Origin of the sequence: Massilia sp. GER05, assembly GCF_052056005.1 — a bacterium.
Lineage (GTDB): Bacteria > Pseudomonadota > Gammaproteobacteria > Burkholderiales > Burkholderiaceae_D > Telluria > Telluria orientalis.
Genome location: NZ_CP178858.1, coordinates 3,762,265 through 3,780,371 on the forward strand (window position 1 = coordinate 3,762,265; position 18,107 = coordinate 3,780,371).

At 65.3% G+C, this 18,107-nt stretch carries 15 protein-coding genes; 10 read left to right on the forward strand and 5 right to left on the reverse strand.

Annotation, left to right across the window (positions count from 1 at the left end; genetic code table 11):
- Positions 1 to 63: 63 nt before the first annotated feature.
- A complete protein-coding gene (guaA, locus tag ACL58G_RS16945; RefSeq protein ID WP_440962531.1) occupies positions 64 to 1,674 on the forward strand; it encodes a glutamine-hydrolyzing GMP synthase in 1,611 nt (536 codons plus the stop codon).
- Between the two features lie 306 nt (positions 1,675 to 1,980).
- Here guaA and ACL58G_RS16950 read toward each other — a convergent pair whose 3' ends face one another.
- Genes ACL58G_RS16950 through ACL58G_RS16965 form a run of 4 tightly spaced genes read right to left on the reverse strand, consistent with a single transcriptional unit; the run spans position 1,981 to position 8,380 of the window.
- Positions 1,981 to 3,456 carry a heavy metal sensor histidine kinase gene (locus ACL58G_RS16950; RefSeq protein WP_413385589.1) on the reverse strand — a complete coding sequence of 492 codons (1,476 nt, stop codon included), beginning with the start codon at positions 3,454 to 3,456 and terminating at the stop codon, positions 1,981 to 1,983.
- A complete protein-coding gene (locus ACL58G_RS16955; protein ID WP_440962532.1) occupies positions 3,434 to 4,141 on the reverse strand; it encodes a heavy metal response regulator transcription factor in 708 nt (235 codons plus the stop codon). The genes ACL58G_RS16950 and ACL58G_RS16955 overlap by 23 nt, the downstream gene beginning before the upstream one ends.
- Positions 4,142 to 4,166: 25 nt before the next feature.
- The gene (locus ACL58G_RS16960; RefSeq protein ID WP_440962533.1) at positions 4,167 to 7,259 is read right to left on the reverse strand and encodes an efflux RND transporter permease subunit; all 3,093 of its coding nucleotides are present in this window, start codon (positions 7,257 to 7,259) and stop codon (positions 4,167 to 4,169) included.
- Positions 7,256 to 8,380, reverse strand: a complete 1,125-nt coding sequence (locus tag ACL58G_RS16965; RefSeq protein WP_413385592.1) for an efflux RND transporter periplasmic adaptor subunit — start codon at positions 8,378 to 8,380, stop codon at positions 7,256 to 7,258. The genes ACL58G_RS16960 and ACL58G_RS16965 overlap by 4 nt, the downstream gene beginning before the upstream one ends.
- A 145-nt stretch (positions 8,381 to 8,525) precedes the next feature.
- Here ACL58G_RS16965 and ACL58G_RS16970 point away from each other — a divergent pair, with 145 nt between their 5' ends.
- The 4 genes from ACL58G_RS16970 to ACL58G_RS16985 all read left to right on the forward strand — a co-directional run bounded on the left by ACL58G_RS16970 (position 8,526) and on the right by ACL58G_RS16985 (position 12,362).
- Positions 8,526 to 9,176 carry a VTT domain-containing protein gene (locus ACL58G_RS16970; protein ID WP_440962534.1) on the forward strand — a complete coding sequence of 217 codons (651 nt, stop codon included), beginning with the start codon at positions 8,526 to 8,528 and terminating at the stop codon, positions 9,174 to 9,176.
- A gap of 66 nt (positions 9,177 to 9,242) precedes the next feature.
- Positions 9,243 to 10,001, forward strand: a complete 759-nt coding sequence (locus ACL58G_RS16975; RefSeq protein ID WP_440962535.1) for a COG4705 family protein — start codon at positions 9,243 to 9,245, stop codon at positions 9,999 to 10,001.
- Between the two features lie 187 nt (positions 10,002 to 10,188).
- Positions 10,189 to 11,790 carry a phosphoethanolamine--lipid A transferase EptA gene (eptA, locus tag ACL58G_RS16980; protein WP_440962536.1) on the forward strand — a complete coding sequence of 534 codons (1,602 nt, stop codon included), beginning with the start codon at positions 10,189 to 10,191 and terminating at the stop codon, positions 11,788 to 11,790.
- Positions 11,787 to 12,362: a phosphatase PAP2 family protein gene (locus tag ACL58G_RS16985; RefSeq protein WP_413385596.1), complete on the forward strand. Its 576-nt coding sequence runs from the start codon at positions 11,787 to 11,789 to the stop codon at positions 12,360 to 12,362. The genes eptA and ACL58G_RS16985 overlap by 4 nt, the downstream gene beginning before the upstream one ends.
- Positions 12,363 to 12,862: 500 nt before the next feature.
- On the opposite strand, the gene ACL58G_RS16990 is transcribed toward ACL58G_RS16985, so the two are convergent.
- On the reverse strand, positions 12,863 to 13,750 hold the full coding sequence (locus ACL58G_RS16990; protein WP_413385597.1) for a LysR family transcriptional regulator: 888 nt from the start codon (positions 13,748 to 13,750) through the stop codon (positions 12,863 to 12,865).
- A 228-nt stretch (positions 13,751 to 13,978) separates the two neighbouring features.
- Here ACL58G_RS16990 and ACL58G_RS16995 point away from each other — a divergent pair, with 228 nt between their 5' ends.
- From ACL58G_RS16995 to ACL58G_RS17015, 5 genes are all read left to right on the forward strand, one after another.
- Entirely contained in the window at positions 13,979 to 15,391 is a 1,413-nt protein-coding gene (locus ACL58G_RS16995) for a KamA family radical SAM protein (RefSeq protein WP_440962537.1), read from the forward strand.
- Position 15,392: 1 nt separating this feature from the next.
- The gene (locus tag ACL58G_RS17000) at positions 15,393 to 16,736 is read left to right on the forward strand and encodes an aspartate aminotransferase family protein (protein WP_440962538.1); all 1,344 of its coding nucleotides are present in this window, start codon (positions 15,393 to 15,395) and stop codon (positions 16,734 to 16,736) included.
- 34 nt (positions 16,737 to 16,770) lie between these two features.
- On the forward strand, positions 16,771 to 17,325 hold the full coding sequence (locus ACL58G_RS17005; protein WP_440962539.1) for a carboxymuconolactone decarboxylase family protein: 555 nt from the start codon (positions 16,771 to 16,773) through the stop codon (positions 17,323 to 17,325).
- Positions 17,326 to 17,343: 18 nt separating this feature from the next.
- Positions 17,344 to 17,682, forward strand: coding sequence for a ferredoxin FdxA (gene fdxA / locus ACL58G_RS17010; RefSeq protein ID WP_413338179.1), 339 nt, complete (start codon positions 17,344 to 17,346; stop codon positions 17,680 to 17,682).
- A 131-nt stretch (positions 17,683 to 17,813) separates the two neighbouring features.
- Positions 17,814 to 18,104: a hypothetical protein gene (locus ACL58G_RS17015; protein WP_413385602.1), complete on the forward strand. Its 291-nt coding sequence runs from the start codon at positions 17,814 to 17,816 to the stop codon at positions 18,102 to 18,104.
- Positions 18,105 to 18,107 lie beyond the last annotated feature (3 nt).

Consider the following 18,107-nt stretch of genomic DNA (forward strand, 5'->3'; position numbering starts at 1 on the left):
CCCTACCAATACCGTCCGACGTAGGGTGGGCACCCCGTGCCCACCATTCACATCACCATATACATGCACTCCAAGATCCTCATCCTCGACTTCGGTTCCCAGGTTACCCAACTGATCGCCCGCCGCGTGCGCGACGCCGGCGTGTTCTCCGAGGTCTATCCCTACGACATCGGCGACGAGTTCGTCCGCAACTACGGCGCCTCGGGCGTGATCCTGTCCGGCAGCCACAACTCCACGCTGGAAGGCGATTCGCCGCGCGCGCCGCAGGCCGTGTTCGAACTGGGCGTGCCCGTGCTGGGCATCTGCTACGGCATGCAGACGATGGCCGCGCAACTGGGCGGCAAGGTCGAGAACGGTAAAGTCCGCGAATTCGGCTACGCCGAGGTGCGCGCCCGCGGCCATACGAAACTGCTGAACGGCATCAACGACTTCGTCACGGACGAGGGTCATGGCATGCTGAAGGTGTGGATGAGCCACGGCGACAAGGTCCTCGACATGCCGCAGGGCTTCAAGCTGATGGGCTCGACGCCGAGCTGCCCGATCGCCGCGATGGCCGACGAAGAGCGCGGCTTCTACGCGCTGCAATTCCACCCGGAAGTGACGCACACGACGCAGGGCGAAGCCATCATCGGCCGCTTCGTGCACGAGATCTGTGGCTGCAAGAGCGACTGGAACATGCCGGACTACATCAGCGAAGCCGTCGAGAAGATCCGCGCGCAAGTCGGCAGCGATGAAGTGATCCTGGGCCTGTCGGGCGGCGTCGACTCGAGCGTGGCCGCCGCACTGATCCACCGCGCCATCGGCGACCAGCTGACCTGCGTCTTCGTCGACCACGGCCTGCTCCGCAAGGACGAAGGCAAGATGGTCATGGACATGTTCTCGAAGAACCTCGGCGTGAAGGTGCTGCGCATCGACGCGTCCGACCAGTTCATGGGCCACCTGGCCGGCGTCAACGACCCGGAGCAGAAGCGCAAGATCATCGGCCGCGAATTCGTCGAAGTGTTCCAGGAGCAGGCCAAGCAGCTGACGGCGGCCCGCTGGCTGGCGCAAGGCACGATCTACCCGGACGTGATCGAATCGGCCGGCAAGGGCAAGAAGGGCCAGACGATCAAGAGCCACCACAACGTGGGCGGCCTGCCGGAAACGCTGAACCTGAAGCTGCTGGAACCGCTGCGCGAACTGTTCAAGGACGAAGTGCGCAAGCTGGGCGTCGCCCTGGGCCTGCCGCACGACATGGTCTACCGCCACCCGTTCCCGGGCCCGGGCCTGGGCGTGCGCATCCTCGGCGAAGTGAAGCGCGAGTACGCCGACCTGCTGCGCGAAGCGGACGCGATCTTCATCGAAGAACTGCGCAAGACGCCATTCGAAGTGCCGCACGTGCCGGGCATCGACGCGGGCAAGGCGCCGACCAATTGGTACGAGGCGACGTCGCAGGCGTTCGCCGTGTTCCTGCCGGTGAAGTCCGTCGGCGTGATGGGCGATGGCCGCACCTACGAATACGTCGTCGCGCTGCGTGCGGTGCAGACGCTGGACTTCATGACGGCGCAGTGGGCGCATCTGCCGCATGAGTTGATGGGCAAGGTCTCCAACCGGATCATCAACGAAGTGCGCGGGATTAACCGTGTCGTGTATGACATTTCGGGGAAACCGCCGGCGACGATCGAGTGGGAGTGAGGTTTCCTTCTGGAAACATCGCTCTTATAGTTTAAAAAGGCTCGCTTCGGCGAGCTTTTTTGTGCGATATGAATCTCCGGCTCAGAACTACTTTAAACGTGCTCAAGGCCCGCAGTCTGTCGCTGTATTGCGGCGATGAAGCAGTTATGCACCGGACTGCAAAGCCCTTTAGGCCGGTTCGATTCCCATCCCCTCCTCGAGCATATCTGTAGATCAGCGCTTTTGCGCTGATGTATGCCATTTTCATTTCTGGTTGTCGTGGTCGCGCACATTAACAATTTTTCGCGCGACACACGCCTACCGAACTCATGACAATTCATTGCGCATGGTCTGCCTGGCCGGCAAACGCAGCGTAAACGTACTGCCTTTGCCGGGTGTGCTAATGACCTCGGCTGTCCCGCCATGAAGTTCGGCGATCGAGCGCACCACCGCCAGGCCCAGACCCGTGCTGTCGGCCGAACTGCGTGCGGCGTCGGCACGGTAGAAGCGGTCGAATAGAAAGGGCAGGTGTTCGGCGGCGATACCGTCGCCGTCGTCGCTGACCGCGATCACGACAGCGTCGTGCTCCCAAGCGGCCGACAGCCTCACCGTGCCGCCACGGGGGGTGTAGCGCAAGGCATTGGTCAGCAGGTTCGACAGGGCGCGGCGCAGCAGTACGGGGTCGGCATCCAGTTCGGCCTCGCCGTGGATCGCCAAGGTGATGCCCTGTTCTTCCGCCGCGATGTCGTAGAAGTCGGCCAGCTTGCGAAATTCGACGGCCAGCGCCACCCGTTCCAGGTGCAGGTGCTGACCGGCGTTGTCGGCGCGCGCGAGGAACAGCATGCTCGACACCATGCGCGAGAGCCGCTGGCCTTCCTCGACCACGATGCCGAGGGTGTTCTGGTATTCTGCCGGCGCGCGCGCGCGCGCCAGCGTGACGCTGGCAGCGGCGACCAGGTTGTTGATCGGCGACCGGAACTCGTGCGCGAGGTCGGAGGAAAAGCGGGTCAGCTGTTCGAACGACTGCTCCAGTCGGGCCAGCATGTCGTCGAAGGCGCTGGCCAACACTCCCAGGTCGGATGGCCAGGCCTCGCTCGCCATACGGGCATGCAGTTTCTCGGCGTTGATGCGGCCGATTTCCCGGCTGATTGCCCGCACCGGAGCCAAGCCACGCCGGGCGAGCAGCCAGCCGGCGCCTGCGGACAGTACGATTGCCAGGGCGATCACACCTGCCAGCTTGGCGCGGTAGGCGCTCAGCACGTGCTGATCCTGCGAGACATCCAGCACGCCGCGCAGGAGCGTGCCGCGAGGACCGAGTGAAGGACCCCGCAATTTCGCCGCTTCGCGGCCGGGCAGATCCGCCGCAACGTCGAGTACAAGGTAATAACGCACCGGCTGGCGCGACCGGTCGGCCCACCTCACGAAGCCCGACCGCATACCGGCATGCGCGAGCGCGGCGCCAAATAGCGCCGTGTTCGATGATGCAGCCAGGACAAGTCGGTCCGGCGCCACCAGTTGCCAGGCAAATTTCTGGTAATCCTCCTGGTATTCACCCCACTCGTGCTGCCATTGGCTGGGGACCTGCCTGCGCGCCAGGTGTTCGAGCACGTCGCGCTGGATCTGGAGGTCGTCGCGCAGCTCGGTTTCCTCCTTGTCGCGCAGCTGCTCCACCAGCTCGGAATACATCATGACCGAGACGCCGATCACGATCACTGCGGTCGCCGTGCCGAAGAACAGGCTCAGGCGCGCCGTCAGCGACCAGCGCCCGGCATCGAACAGCTTAATTGCGGACTTCGAGAACATAGCCGACACCGCGTACCGTATGCAGGAGCTTGACGGAATAGGGGTCGTCCAGCTTCGTGCGCAGGCGCCGGATCGCCACCTCGACGATGTTCGTGTCGGACTCGAAATTCATGTCCCAGACCAGGTCGGCGATCACGGTGCGCGACTGTACTTCGCCACTGCGTCGAACCAACAGCGACAGTAGCGCGAATTCCTTGGGAGTCAGTTCGAGCCGGTCGGTGCCACGTGTGGCCCGATGCTTGAGCAGGTCGACCCTGAGATCACCCAGTTCGAACACGGTTGGCTCACTCGTCGCGGGCGAACGCTCATTGCGGCGCAGGATAACGCGCACCCTTGCCAGCAGCTCGCTGAACGCGAACGGCTTGACCAGATAGTCCTCGGCCCCCAGTTCGAGGCCGCGGACGCGGTCGTCGATGGCATCGCGCGCAGTGACGAACAGCACCGGCGTCTGGCGCTGCGCACGGCGTGCGGTTTCCAGGATGGTCCAGCCGTCGAGGCCCGGCAGCATGACGTCCAGGATCGCCAGATCGTATTGCACGGTCAGCAGCAGGTGCAGGCCATCGGGCCCGTCGTGGGCGACGTCGACCACCATGCCTTCTTCCTTGAGGCCCTTGGACAGGTAGGCGGCGGCGGTAGGCTGGTCTTCCACCAGCAGAATCTTGGTCACGTTCTCGATCGCTTTCAAACCGTTTATTATCCCTGGCGCGGGCTCATTCCACCGTCGCCTCAATCGGCGCAGCGACACGCCGCGGAGACGTGCGGCGCGGTGCGGCGAGCCGGTCGAACCACACATACAGCACCGGCGTGATGAACAGGGTGATCAGCTGCGACAGCAACAGGCCACCGACGATCGCGACGCCAAGCGGCTGGCGCAGTTCGGCGCCGCTGCCCAGGCCCAAAGCGATCGGCAGGGCCCCCATGATAGCGCACAGTGTGGTCATCATGATCGGGCGGAAGCGCAGCAGGCAGGCCTGGCGCACCGCGGCGTCCGGCGCCAGCCCCAGGCGGCGCTGGGCGTCGAGCGCGAAGTCGATGATCATGATCGCGTTTTTCTTGACCACCCCGACCAGCAGCAGGATCCCGATCATGGCGACGAAGCTCAGGTCGAGGCCGGTCATGCGCAGGGCCAGCAGGGCGCCCACCGCGGCCGACGGGATGCCCAGCAAAATCGTCACCGGATGGATCCAGCTTTCGTACAGCATGCCGAGGATGACGTAGATGACGGCGACGGCGATCGCGATCAGCCACAATTGGCTGCTTTGCGATTGCTGGAACAGCGCAGCCTGCCCGGCGAAGGCGCCGAAGACGGTCGCCGGCAGCGCGATCGCGTGGCGCGCCGCGTCGATGGCGGCGCCGGCGTCGGACAGCGACTTGCCGGGTGCCAGGTCGAATGTGATGGTCACCGCCGGCAACTGGCCCTGGTGGTTGACCGCCATCGTGCCGGGGCCGCGTCCGACCCGTGCGAACGCGCTCAGCGGAACCAGGGCGCCCTGGCTGCTGCGGACGTGGATTTTTTCCAGGCTCGTTTCGTCGCGCCGGAAGCGGTCTTCCAGCTCCATGATGACCTGGTAACTGTCCTCGGGCGCATAGATGGTCGACACCTGGCGCGTGCCGAACGCCGCATACACGGTCGCGCGCACGGTGGCCAGGTCGACGCCGAGCTGCGCGGCCTTGTCGCGGTCGACCTCGAGGCGCGCTTCCAGGCCGTCGCGCTGGGAGTCGGTGGCCAGGCCGACGAACACCGGCGACCTGCCCAGCTCCTCGACGAGGCGGGCGGCCCAGGTCTCGATCGAGGCGGGACTGACGGCCTGCAGCGTGTACTGGTAGGTGCTTTTCGAGCCACGTCCGCCGATCCGGAGGTTCTGCACCGGGCTGAAGAACACCTTGACGTTCGGCAGGAAGGCGGTCTCCGCGCGCAGCTGCCTGAGCACTTCGGCCAGCGGTGGGCGCGCGCCGCGGGGCTTCAGGGTGAGATAGAGATTGGTGGTGTCGTGGTCGACCTTCGAGGCGACGTCGCTGACGCCGGGGTCCTTCATCAACACCGCTTCGATCCGCTTGAGCACCGCGAGGCGACCTTCGTACGACATGTCCTGCGGGGCGTCGACGTTGACCGTCACCTGGCCGGTGTCTTCCTGCGGGAAGAAGCTTTTCGGCGCCGCCAGGTACAGCCAGGCGGTCAGGAGGCAGGTGGCCAGTGCCGCCAGCAGGACGGCGGCGCGGCGCGCCAGCGCCAGGTCGAGGGCGCGGCCGTACAGCGCCAGCAGGCGCGCGAAGCCGCGTTCGAAGGCGGCGCTCCAGGCCGGCGCCGGCCACGGCGCATGCGCGTCGTGCGCCATGAACATCGGCACCAGCAGGGGGATCAGGGTCAGCGAGGCCGCCGCCGACACCAGCACCGCCAGCGCCACCACCAGCGCGAACTCGTGGAACAACAGGCCGATCGTGCCCGGCATGAACAGCACCGGGATGAACACCGCCACCAGCGACACCGAGATCGACACCACCGTGAACGCCACTTCGCCGGTGCCCTTGATGGCGGCCTCGTGGGGCGCCATCCCATCCTCGACGTGGCGCATGATGTTTTCGAGGACGACGATGGCGTCGTCCACCACCAGTCCGACCGCGATGGTGAGACCTATCAGGGAGATGTTATTCAGGCTCATGCCGAACGCGAACATCAGGCCGAAGGTGCCGATCAGCGACACCGGCAGGCTGATCGATGGGATCAGCGTGGCCGCCAGGCGCCGCAGGAACAGCAGGATCACGAGTACGACGAGCGCGATCGTCAGCAGCATCGTCAGGTTGACGTCATGCACCGCATCGCGAATCGATATCGAGCGGTCGTTCAGCACCGTCACCTTGACCGAACCGGGAAGCTGGGCGACCAGCTTCGGCAGGGCGGCGCGGATCGCGTCGACGGTCGCCACCGTGTTCGCACCAGGCTGGCGCTGGATCTGCAGCAGGATCGAACTGGCGCCATTGATGCCGCTGGTATTCTGGTTGTTCTCGACGCTGTCCAGCACCTGCGCCACGTCGCTCAGCCGCACCGGGCGCCCGTCTACGGTGGCGACGACGACGCGGGCGAAGTCGGCGGCCTTCATCAGTCCTGTCGCCATCTGGATGCTCATCATCTGGCGGCGCGTGTCGAGCTGGCCCAACGGCGCATTCGAATTGGCGGCCTTCAGCGCCGCGGCGACGTCCGGCAGCGCCAGGCCGAGCGCGTTCAGGCGGTCGGGATCGACCTGGACGCGCACCGCATAGCCGCTCTGCCCCGACACGTTGACCTGCGCCACCCCGCTCAGGGTCGAGAGCGCGGGCACCATCAGGTTGTCGGAAAAGGCATTCAGGTCGCTCAGGCGCAGGGAAGGGGAGCTCAGGCCGATCAGGAGGATCGGCGCGTCGGCCGGGTTCACCTTGCGGTAGGAGGGCGGCGTCGTCATCTCGGCCGGCAGCGAGCGCGATGCGCGGAACAGGGCGGCCTGCACGTCGGCGGCGGCGGCATCGATGTTGCGGCTGGCGTCGAATTCCAGGGTGATCTGGGTCTCGCCCTGGATGCTGCTCGAGGTCGTGGCGAGCAGGCCGGGGATGGCGGAGAACTGCTTTTCGAGCGGCGTCGCCACCGAGGTCGACATCGTTTCCGGACTGGCGCCGGGCAGGCGCGCGCCGACCTGGATGGTGGGCATGTCGTAGACCGGCAGGGCGGCCACCGGCAACTGCAGCCAGCAGGCGAAGCCGGCCACGATGACGCTCAGCCACAGCAGCAGGACGGCGATCGGCCGTTGCAGGCAGAAGCGGGCCAGGTTCATGGCGTCTCCGGCGCGGCGATGCGCACGCGCATGCCCGGCCGCAGGTTCTGGCCGCCTTCCTGCACGACGCGCACGCCCCCTTCGACGCCGGCGACCACCGCCAGTTCGTCCTGGATGCGCAGCAGCCGCACTGGCCGGGGCGCCACCTTGCCGTCGGCCCCGACCAGGTAGACGAAGCGTCCGTCCGGACCTTCCTGGACCGCTTGCGGCGGCAGGACCACCGCGCCGTGGCTCGTCCCGGCATGCACGACCACCCGCACGAAGCCGCCGGGCCACAGCATCTGCTTCGGATTCGGGAAGCTCGCCTTCAGGGCGATGGTCGCGCTGCCGCGGTCGATGGCACTATCGACGAACGCCAGCCGGCCTTCGGCGCTGGCGCCGGCCGCGTCGGTGACCGACACCGCCACCGGACCGGCCGCGCGCGCCGCCAGCAGGGCCGGCAGTTCGTGTTCCGGCAGGTTGAAGTCGACACCGACCGGCGAAAACTGCGAGATCGTGACCAGCGGCGCGGGCGCTCCGGCCTGGACCAGGCTGCCCGGATGCACGACCACGGCGCCGGCGCGGCCCGCGAGCGGCGCCATGATCCGGGTGCGCGACAGGGTGGTGCGGGCGGCCGCGGCTTCGGCCTGTGCCGCGCGCAGTTGCGCCGCCAGGGCGTCGACCTTGCTGGCGGCGGTATCGACCGCGCTCGGGGCGATGAACCTGGAGGCGGCCAGCGCCTGCGCCCGCTGCTGCTCGCGCCGCGCGTCGGCCAGCTGGGCCTGCACCAGGCCGACCTGGGCCTCGGCCCTGGCGAGTGCGGCGCGGGCATCGCTGTCGTCCAGCGTGAACAGCAGCTGGCCACGGGCAACCGCATCGCCTTCATGGAAATGGACGGCCAGCAGCGTGCCGTTGAGTTGCGGCCTGACGTCGACGAAATCGAGTGGCACGACGTGGCCCTGCGCCGCCAGGTCGACCGGAATGTCGACGGCGCGCGCAGCGGTCACGCTCACGAGGGGCTCCCTGGCGGGCGCCGGTGTGCTCGTCGCGCCTGCCTGCCCGTGCAGCGCCGCCGCCGCGAGGGCCGCGCCGATGGCCAGCGCACCGGCCGCGACGATCATCTTCTTGCGTACGGAAGCCATGACGGGAAGAAAGTTGGAGGAGGCGTTATTGTGGCCGCACGCGAATGACGGAATGCGGACGCTGCGATTACATTTTTGTCAGGTTCGGCGTGCGCATGGCACGGTTCGCTATCCTGTCGCTTCGATACGCTATCCGAATGCCTGGATGATGAGCTCATTGATCGACTGGATCCTGCACCTCGACACCCACCTTGCCGCGCTCGCGTCCAGCCACGCGGTCCTGGTCTACGTCGTGCTGTTCGCGGTGATCTTCATCGAGACCGGGGTCGTGATCCTGCCCTTCCTGCCGGGCGACTCGCTGCTGTTCGTGGCGGGAGCGATGGCCGCCCAGGGCACGTTCGGCCTGCCCGTCCTGGTGCCGCTGCTGGCCCTGGCGGCCATCCTCGGCGACAGCATGAACTATGCGATCGGCGGCCAGTTGCGCGCGCGGATGCTGGACAAGCAGCGGATCCGCTTCATCAAGCCGGAGCACCTGGAGCGTACCCACGATTTCTTCGACCGGCATGGGCGCAAGACCATCGTGCTGGCCCGTTTCGTACCGGTCGTGCGCACGTTCGCCCCCTTCGTGGCGGCGCTCGGGCATATGGCTTACAAGACTTTCCTGGCTTACAACATCGCGGGCGGCCTGTTGTGGGTGGGCGCGCTGGTCGGCGCCGGGGTTGCATTCGGTAACCTGCCATGGGTCTCCGAGCACCTGACCGTGGTGATCCTCGGCATCGTCGCTGTCTCGCTGCTGCCGGGCCTGATCGGCTGGCTCTCGGGAAAAAAACAGGGGGAAGCGAGCACGAGTCGCTGACAAGCTATGTCTCGGCTCGGTTTCGTCTGGACCGTCATGCCGACCAGGACAAGGAGGATTGACCACATGGAAAAAACCAAAGAACATCATTTAGCTAAAGTTCCCGAAGTCACGCTGGGCTTCTGGATCATCAAGATCGCCGCCACCACGCTGGGAGAAACCGGCGGCGACGCGGTGTCGATGTCGATGAACCTCGGCTACCTGATCGGCACGGCCATCTTCGCCGTGGTATTCCTGGCGGCTGTCATTGCACAGATCAAGGCCAGGCACTTTCATCCCTTGCTGTACTGGGTCACCATCATCGCCACCACGACGGTCGGCACGACGCTGGCGGACTTTGCCGATCGCTCGCTCGGCATCGGCTACGCCGGCGGCTCGGCCTTGCTGCTGCTCTTGCTGTCTGGTTCGCTTTTCATCTGGCATCGCAGCCTCGGCTCCGTGTCGGTGAGCACCGTGAGCTCGCCCAGGGCCGAAGCGTTCTATTGGGTCACGATCATGTTCTCGCAGACCCTGGGCACGGCACTGGGCGATTGGACCGCCGATAGCGCGGGTATGGGCTATTCCGGCGCCGCCGTCGTGTTCGGCGGCTCGCTCGCCCTGATCGCGGCCGTGTATTACTGGACCCAGGTGTCACGCACCATCCTGTTCTGGGCCGCGTTCATCCTGACCCGTCCGCTGGGGGCCGTGGTCGGCGACTTCCTGGACAAGCCCCTGGACCACGGCGGCCTGGCATTGAGCCGGTATTCCGCGTCGGCCGTGCTGTTTGGGTTCATCCTGACCAGCCTGCTGTTGTTCCGGCAACGGGCGGCCCGCGCCGCACACTGAACGCGGAAGGTGGATGTTCCGATGTGGAGAAGCGGACCGGCTTGAGCGTACGGGTCATCCTGCGCGACCTGACAAAATTGTAATCTCCAGGTCGGATTGCTGTCATGTCCGGTCGGCCATAATGAGCGGCTGCCCTGCGCGAGCGTCATGGGCCAGCTGACGATCCACGGACATGAGAACAAGCTTGTTGACAACCTGGCTCCGCCCTTCTACGGGCAGCCGCGAAGCCGGCGCAGTACGCTTCATCCTTGCGCTGGCGCTCGCCAACACGGCGTTGTTCCAGTGGCCGTTGTATGCCCTGGCGGCGTCCACCCGCGCAAGCTTCGACTGGAGCAGCGCGCTGGCGATCGGCACCCTGTTCGTATTCCAGCTGACGATTTCGCTGGGGGTGCTGGGCTTGTGCGCCCTCGTTTCGATCCGGCTTCTCAAACTGGCGTGCGCCGTGTTCGCCATCGGTAACGCCGCCGCCCTGTATTTCATCGTCCAATACAAGATCGTCATCGATGCGACGATGGTGGGAAACATCGTCAACACGAATGTGAAGGAAGCTTCGGAACTGGCGCATCCGAAGCTGCTCCTGTACGTGATTGCCCTGGGGCTCGTGCCGGCCGCGCTCATCCTGCGCCAGCGCGTCGCCGCTGCGCACCGTGTGCGCAGCGCCATGGTGCTCGTGCTCGCGCTGGTGCTGGGTTCCGCCTGGCTGTACGCGAATGCGCAGAGCTGGCTATGGATCGACAAGAACGCGAAGGCATTCGGCGGCCTGATACTGCCGTGGTCCTATGTGATCAACGCGGCGCGGTACTACAAGTCGGAGGCGGAGCGCCATCGCGTTGTGGAGCCGCTGCCGCCGATCACCGCCGGGCGGCCCGGCGGCATGGTGTTCGTGCTCGTGATCGGCGAGGCCGCGCGCGCGCAGAATTTTTCCCTGTTCGGCTATGGCCGCGAAACGAACCCCCGGTTGCGGCAGGACGGCGTGCTGGCCTACCCGGGGGCGCACGCCTGCGCGACGTACACGACCGCGTCGCTGCGCTGCATGCTTTCGCATCGCGGTGTGGACGGAATCTCCGGCAACGACGAACCCTTGCCGAGCTATCTCCATCGCCACGGCGTCGAGGTGATCTGGCGTACGAATAATTTCGGCGAACCGCCGCTTCAGACGAGCCGTTACGACACCGCCGACCAGATCCGGAAAGCGTGCACGCAGGATTGCGCGCGCCTCGACTACGACGAAGTGCTCCTGCACGGCCTCGATGCGATTCTGCACGACGGGAAGCCCGACACCAAGACCCTCGTCGTCCTGCACCTGGGCGGGAGCCACGGACCGCAGTACGCCAAGAAATATCCGCCCGAATTCGAGCGGTTCAAGCCGGCCTGCCAGAGCGTCGACCTGCAGAAATGCAGCCCCAGCGAACTGGTGAATGCCTACGACAACACGATCGTGTACACGGATGAGGTCCTGCACCGCGTCATCCAGCTGTTGAAGTCGGCGACGGCCAGGCCGAGTGCGATGCTCTACATGTCCGACCACGGCGAATCGCTGGGGGAGGGCGGCCTGTACCTGCACGGGGTGCCGATGGCCATCGCACCGGAGGTGCAGTACACGGTCCCGCTGCTGGCATGGACGTCCGACGAATTCGTACGGCGCGGTGGCACCCTGAAGACGCCGCAGCGTTTCCGCAAGCCGCCCTCCCACGACGTCATCTTCCACAGCGTCATGGGAGCGATGGGCTTGCGCAGCGCAGTCTATGTCCCGGAAAACGACCTGTTCCAATTTATCACCCAGCCATGAACGACCGATCGATATTCCGTCTCGCCTATACCGAAGTCCGGCGCCCGCTCGCGCTCGTCGCCATCCTGCTCGTCGGGATCGTCCTGAGCGCGGCGTTTCCGAGCAAGTTGGCGAGCTATCCGGTGTTGCCGGCAGGCACCAGCGTTCCCACGGAGGTCAGGCTGACCGAGAACTATGTGCGCTTCGTCCCGACCGCCGTACAGATCGTATTGCCGCTCGTGCTGGGCGATAAAGTCGGGCTCGTCCAGCTGCTTTACGTGGGCGTGTCGACCACCGTCCTGACGCACGGATTGAAGCATTTTCTCGATGACAGATGGGTGGATCACACCCGGCTGGGCCAGCGGCCGAATGGCGGATCGATCAACATGCCGTCCGGACATTCGTCGATGGCGTCGTGCGCGGTGTATTTCATTGGCAGGCGCTACAGCCTTTGGCTCGGACTGTTGCTCTCGGTAATCGTTGCGATGACCATGTATGCGCGGGTCATGCTAAATGCGCATACCATTTCCGCGGTGATCGCCGGGGCCCTCGTGGGATGCCTGACCACGGCATGGTTTACCTCGCAAAGGTAGTGGCTGTGCGAGCAGCGCGGCCAGGACGAACCTCCCCGAGTTTCGCATGCTCGTCAGGGCGGCTCTCGGCGTACAACTGTGGCCGACAGGCACGTGACTGGCGGGCATGCACCGAACTCATCTCGTATGCAGGGTTCGCGGGCCGTCGGCAGATCCCATTCACGTTACCATGTCCGTAATGGCCCAGAGCGCGATGGCGAGCACGATCGGGAATATCGATTGGCTGATGCCGGTTATTGCCAGTCGCGTATCAATGAATTCCGCGTGGTATCCCGGATGGTACTAAGCCGCACGTGCCGTAAAAATGCTAGTCGATTCATGGGCTTAGTCCAGCCATTTATGACCGAGTGGGAGTGAAGAGTCGTCGTAACTAATTTCTAAGTAAGATTTGGCGAGCCGTTGATCGTTCAGGTTGGATGATCAACGGCTTTTCTATTTCTTCACGAGATAAGGCGCGGTCGCGACCATGCGGCTTGCGACCCGGTGCGATGCCGGAGTCGTCAACACCGCGTCGAAGCGCGGTACTCACGCGCTATGCTGAGCAGCCATTGCTTGAACGGCTGAAGCGAAGGGGCGTTCTCCTTCGATTCGGGATAGACAAGGTAGTAGCCCTTGTCGTTGAGCAGTGACATCTCGTTGGGCACGATCAGTTCTTTGCTTGCCAGCTCGGCCAGGACGAAGAAGCGGGGCACCAGCGCTACCCCGAGTCCTGCACGCGCGGCCTCCACCAGCATGGAAAATAATTCGTAGCGTTGGCCGCTCATGCAGTCGACATCGTGCACGCGCGCCTGGGCCAGCCACTGGCGCCAGGCATCCGGGCGGGCCGATTGATGCAGAAGCGGCAGCCGTGCCAGCGCCGGCGGCGCCAGGGACCCTGACCCGTTCAGCAGTTCCGGACTGCATACCGGAACCATTTCTTCGCCAAACAAATGCTGGGTGATGGCACCTGGCCATACGGGATTGCCGAAGTGGATGGCCGCGCTGAACGGCGTATCCGTGAACAGGAACGGTTCGGAGCGGGTCGTGAGGTTGAGCGTGATATGCCCGTGTTGCGCGTAAAACTGCGGCAAGCGCGGGATCAGCCAGCGTGTCGCGAACGTTGGAATCACCGCGAGCTCGAGGATGCCCTCGGCGCCGCTCCGGGTCGCGACCGCGAGGGTGTCGCGTTCGATCCTGTCCAGGTTGTCGCGCACCTGTTTCGCATACGTCTCGCCGACCTCGGTCAGGCTGACACGCCGCCTGACGCGGTTGAACAGGGGCAGTCCCACGTAGTCTTCCAGCGTTGCGATCTGGCGCCCGATCGCGCTGGGCGTCAGCGCCAGTTCGTCCGCACTGCGGGTAAAGCTCTGGTGCCGCGCCGCCGACTCGAACGCGATCAGGGCTTCCATGCTCGGGAGTTTTCTTCTCAACGTTGTTTCCTCAAACGCACAATGTCGCGCATTTTTATCGTTTGTGCCACAGGGTCTTTGAACGAATACTAAGCACTGCTGCAAGCCAATCTTACGTACTTCGAATTTTTGCATTGCGAAGCTGCTTTGATGTTTGCGTTCAATCAAAGCATTGCACTGCCAGTACGCAGTGCCATCGCAAATTATCAATGGGACATGGAGGAAGACATGCTAGTCGAAGTTGCCGCACCCCGATTCAAGCCCTACACCCGACTCACGATCCAGCAGGCGCCGCAATGGGCGGCGATGCCCGCGCATTTGCAGGAAGCCGTGCTGGTGGTATCCCGCGTCCTGCCGTTCCGCACGAACCAGTATGTGATGGATGAACTGATCAACTGGGACAACGTGCCGGACGATCCGATTTATCGACTGACGTTCCCGCACGAAGACATGCTGGCGCCCGAGGACTATGCGCTGCTGCGCGACCTGGTGCTGGTCAAGCAGGACGAAGTCGCCATCGAACGCGAGGTGCGCCGTCTGCGGCTTGGCATGAATCCGCACCCGGCGGGCCAGATGACGCACAACGTGCCGTCCATCGACGGCGTGCCGCTGCGCGGCCTGCAGCACAAGTACAAGGAAACGGTGCTGTTCTTCCCCAGCGCCGGCCAGACCTGCCATGCGTATTGCACGTTCTGCTTCCGCTGGCCGCAATTCGTCGGCATGGACGATCTCAAGTTCGATGCGAAGGAATCGAACGAACTGGTCAGCTACCTGAAGCTGCACCCCGAAGTGACGGACGTGCTCATCACCGGCGGCGACCCGTTGATCATGAGTACCCGCGCGCTCGCCGGCTACCTCGAGCCGCTGCTGGCGCCCGAGCTGGCGCACATCCAGAATATCCGTATCGGCACGAAGTCGGTCTCGTACTGGCCGCACCGCTTCGTCACGGACAAGGATGCCGATGAACTGCTCCAGCTGTTCCGCAAGGTGGTCGACGCCGGCAAGAACCTGTCCGTCATGGGGCATTACAACCACCCGGCCGAACTACGTCCGGCGATCGCGCAACGCGCCGTCAAGCGGATCGTCGGATCGGGCGCAACGCTGCGCATGCAGGCGCCGCTGATCCGCCATATCAACGAGGATCCGGCCGGCTGGGCGGAATTGTGGACCACGGGCGTGCGGCTGGGCGCCATCCCGTACTACATGTTCGTGGAGCGCGATACGGGTCCGAGCCACTACTTCCGCCTGCCGCTGGCCAAGGCGTACGAGACCTTCCAGGCCGCTTACCAGCGGGTGTCGGGGCTGGCGCGCACGGTGCGCGGGCCGTCGATGAGCGCCTTCCCCGGCAAGGTGGCGATCGACGGCATCGTCACGATCGGCGGCGAAAAGGTCTTCGCCCTTCAATTCCTCCAGGCGCGCAATCCGGACTGGGCGCGGCGACCGTTCTACGCGAAGTTCGATCCCGAAGCCACCTGGCTGGACGACCTGGTGCCGGCCTTCGGCGAGGAGCGGTTCTTCTTCCAGACCGAGGAAGACGAGCCCCACCGCGTGATCCCGATTGCCGCGCCGCGGGCGCAGGCCCACGCCGCGACCGCCGGCGATGGCGCAGGGGATATCGGCACCTTGAGCACGGGAACCTGACATGACGCGCTTACTGCATCGGCAAATTCATCACGCGTATCCGCGCGCCGTCGGCGGCGAGGGCATCCATCTGATCGACGCGGCGGGCAGGCGCTATATCGACGCCAGCGGCGGGGCGGCCGTGTCCTGCCTCGGCCACCAGCATCCGGCGGTGCTGGCCGCGCTGCACGCGCAGCTGGACCAGGTGGCCTACGCCCACACGAGCTTCTTCACGACCGACGTCGCCGAGGCGCTGGGCGAGGAATTGCTGGCCCAGGCGCCGTCCGGGATGTCGCATGTGTATCTGGTGTCGGGCGGCTCCGAGGCCGTCGAGGCGGCGCTGAAGATGGCGCGCCAGTATTTCGTGGAGCGCGGCGAGCACCAGCGCCGCTACTTCATCTCGCGGCGCCAGAGCTACCACGGCAATACGCTCGGGGCGCTCGGGGTCGGGGGCAATGCCTGGCGGCGTGCCCAGTTCGCGCCCATCCTCGTCGAGAATCACTACATCGATCCCTGCTACGAATACCGCTACCGGCACCCGCATGAGACCGGCGAGGCATATGGCGTGCGCGCCGCCGCCGAGCTGGAGGCGAAGATCCACGAACTGGGTGCCGCCAACGTCATCGCATTCGTCGCCGAAACCGTCGTCGGCGCCACCCTCGGCGCCGTCCCGCCGGCGCCAGGCTACCTGGCGCGGGTCCGCGACATCTGCACCGAGCACGGCATCCTGCTGATCCTCGACGAAGTCATGTGCGGAATGGGACGTACCGGCACGCTGCATGCTTGCGCGCAGGACGGCGTGGCTCCCGACCTGATGACGGTGGCGAAGGGCCTGGGCGGGGGATATGCGCCGATCGGCGCGACGTTCGTGGCCAGGCATGTCTACGACGCGTTCGCCAAGGGTTCGGGGATGTTCCAGCACGGTCACACGTATGTAGGCCATCCGCTGGCTTGTGCCGCCGCGCTGGCCGTGCAGCGCACGGTCCGCGAGGAGCGCCTGCTCGACAACGTGCAGGCCCGCGGGACGCAGCTGGAGCAGGCCTTGCACGCGCGTTTCCGCGATCATCCCCATGTCGGCGACATCCGTGGCCGCGGCTTGTTCTGGGGCGTCGAACTGGTGGCGGACCGCGGCTCGAAGCTGCCCTTCGATCCGGGACGGCGCCTCCACGCCGACATCAAGTCGGCGGCCATGCAGCGCGGCCTGATGGTGTACCCGATGGGCGGAACGATCGACGGCCGCGCCGGCGACCATGTACTGCTGGCGCCCCCGTTCATCTGCGACGCCGCGGCCATCGACGCCATCGTCCTGCGGCTGGGCGAGGCTATCGACGCGGCCATCGCCGACCGGCGCGCAGGCGACCATTGACCACCGCATCACTGAAATGCAAAGGAACGACACCATGTCCCGTATTCCCTATGCGGTGCCCGGCCCGGATGCGCCACAGGATCTCGTCGACGCCATCCTCGCCCGCCGCGGCGGACGCCTGCTGAACCTCGACCGCATGCTGCTGCGAAGCCCGGCGTTCGCGAGGGGCTGGAACGCCTTCCTGGGCGAGGTCAGGACCGGCCTCGGCTTGTCGCCCAGGCTGCGCGAACTGGCCATCTGCCTGGTGGCCGTCCTGAACGGCGCCGATTACGAGTTCCACCATCACGCCCCCGAGTTCATGAAGGCCGGCGGCACCGCCCAGCAACTGGCCGCGTTGCAGCGGCTCGAATACGGTATGCCGGACCCGGCCCTGTTCGATGCGAGCGAACGCGCCGTCGTCCGGCTGACGTTCGAGATGACGCGCGACGTGCGCACTGCGGACGCCACGTTCGCGGCGGCGATCGCCGCGCTGGGCAACCACCAGCACGTGGTGGAACTCGTCGGCGTGATCGCCACCTACAACATGGTGTCGCGCTTCCTGCTCGCGCTGCATATCGAGCCCGAAGCGGTGGCGTCCCGACCATCCTGACCTTGAAGAGGCAACGCAATGACGTACGTGGTCACCGAAAGCTGCATCAACTGCAAACATGCCGATTGCGTGGAAGTCTGCCCCGCGGAAGCCTTCCACGAAGGAGCGAACTTCCTCGTCATTCATCCCGAAAAATGCATCGACTGCGAGATGTGCGTGAGCGCCTGTCCGGTCGACGCGATTTTTTTCGAAGCGAACGTGCCGCTGGAACAGAAGGAGTTCGTCGCACTCAACGCCCACTATGCGGCAGTTTGGCCCGTCATCCTGGACAAGAAGCCGGCCATGCCGGACGCGGGATACTGGCACGGCCGGCCGGGCCGGCGCCAGCTGCTCGATCCGGCGCCGGCGCCGGCCTAGTATCACGACCCGGCAAAGTATCGAACATGGCATGACTTCGGCTGTGCGATTGACATTTTTAGTGGGATCAGCACGTTACCCCAGCTGTTGAAAATCGAAGGGGGAGTGAGTTTCCTTTCGAAAGCCTAATTTTGCAGTTCATTAAAATCCCGCTGCGTCTTGGCGGGCTTTTTTCCAGAAGAATGCATGCCAGTGGCGGCGCGGCGCGCGAGCGTCATGCCCAGCCCCACGCCGGCGCCGAGACGCAACGGCGCTTCGGCGACCCGAACATCCATTACCTTGACGGGCGCGTCCTGTACGGCGACGAGGACCATGCCCGCCTGCCGCTGCCCGACGGCCTGCATCCGGATGGTGCGACGCACGCGCTGATGGGTGAGCGGTTTGCCGCCGCAGCCTTCGGCGAGGGGCGGCCATTTGCTTGAGAC

Coding starts and splice junctions, on each gene's coding strand:
- guaA (WP_440962531.1), top strand. CDS start 64: ATGCACTCCAAGATCCTCATCCTCGACTTCGGTTCCCAGGTTACCCAA.
- ACL58G_RS16950 (WP_413385589.1), bottom strand. CDS start 3,456: ATGTTCTCGAAGTCCGCAATTAAGCTGTTCGATGCCGGGCGCTGGTCG.
- ACL58G_RS16960 (WP_440962533.1), bottom strand. CDS start 7,259: ATGAACCTGGCCCGCTTCTGCCTGCAACGGCCGATCGCCGTCCTGCTG.
- ACL58G_RS16965 (WP_413385592.1), bottom strand. CDS start 8,380: ATGGCTTCCGTACGCAAGAAGATGATCGTCGCGGCCGGTGCGCTGGCC.
- ACL58G_RS16970 (WP_440962534.1), top strand. CDS start 8,526: ATGATGAGCTCATTGATCGACTGGATCCTGCACCTCGACACCCACCTT.
- ACL58G_RS16975 (WP_440962535.1), top strand. CDS start 9,243: ATGGAAAAAACCAAAGAACATCATTTAGCTAAAGTTCCCGAAGTCACG.
- ACL58G_RS16985 (WP_413385596.1), top strand. CDS start 11,787: ATGAACGACCGATCGATATTCCGTCTCGCCTATACCGAAGTCCGGCGC.
- ACL58G_RS16990 (WP_413385597.1), bottom strand. CDS start 13,750: ATGGAAGCCCTGATCGCGTTCGAGTCGGCGGCGCGGCACCAGAGCTTT.
- ACL58G_RS16995 (WP_440962537.1), top strand. CDS start 13,979: ATGCTAGTCGAAGTTGCCGCACCCCGATTCAAGCCCTACACCCGACTC.
- ACL58G_RS17000 (WP_440962538.1), top strand. CDS start 15,393: ATGACGCGCTTACTGCATCGGCAAATTCATCACGCGTATCCGCGCGCC.
- ACL58G_RS17005 (WP_440962539.1), top strand. CDS start 16,771: ATGTCCCGTATTCCCTATGCGGTGCCCGGCCCGGATGCGCCACAGGAT.
- fdxA (WP_413338179.1), top strand. CDS start 17,344: ATGACGTACGTGGTCACCGAAAGCTGCATCAACTGCAAACATGCCGAT.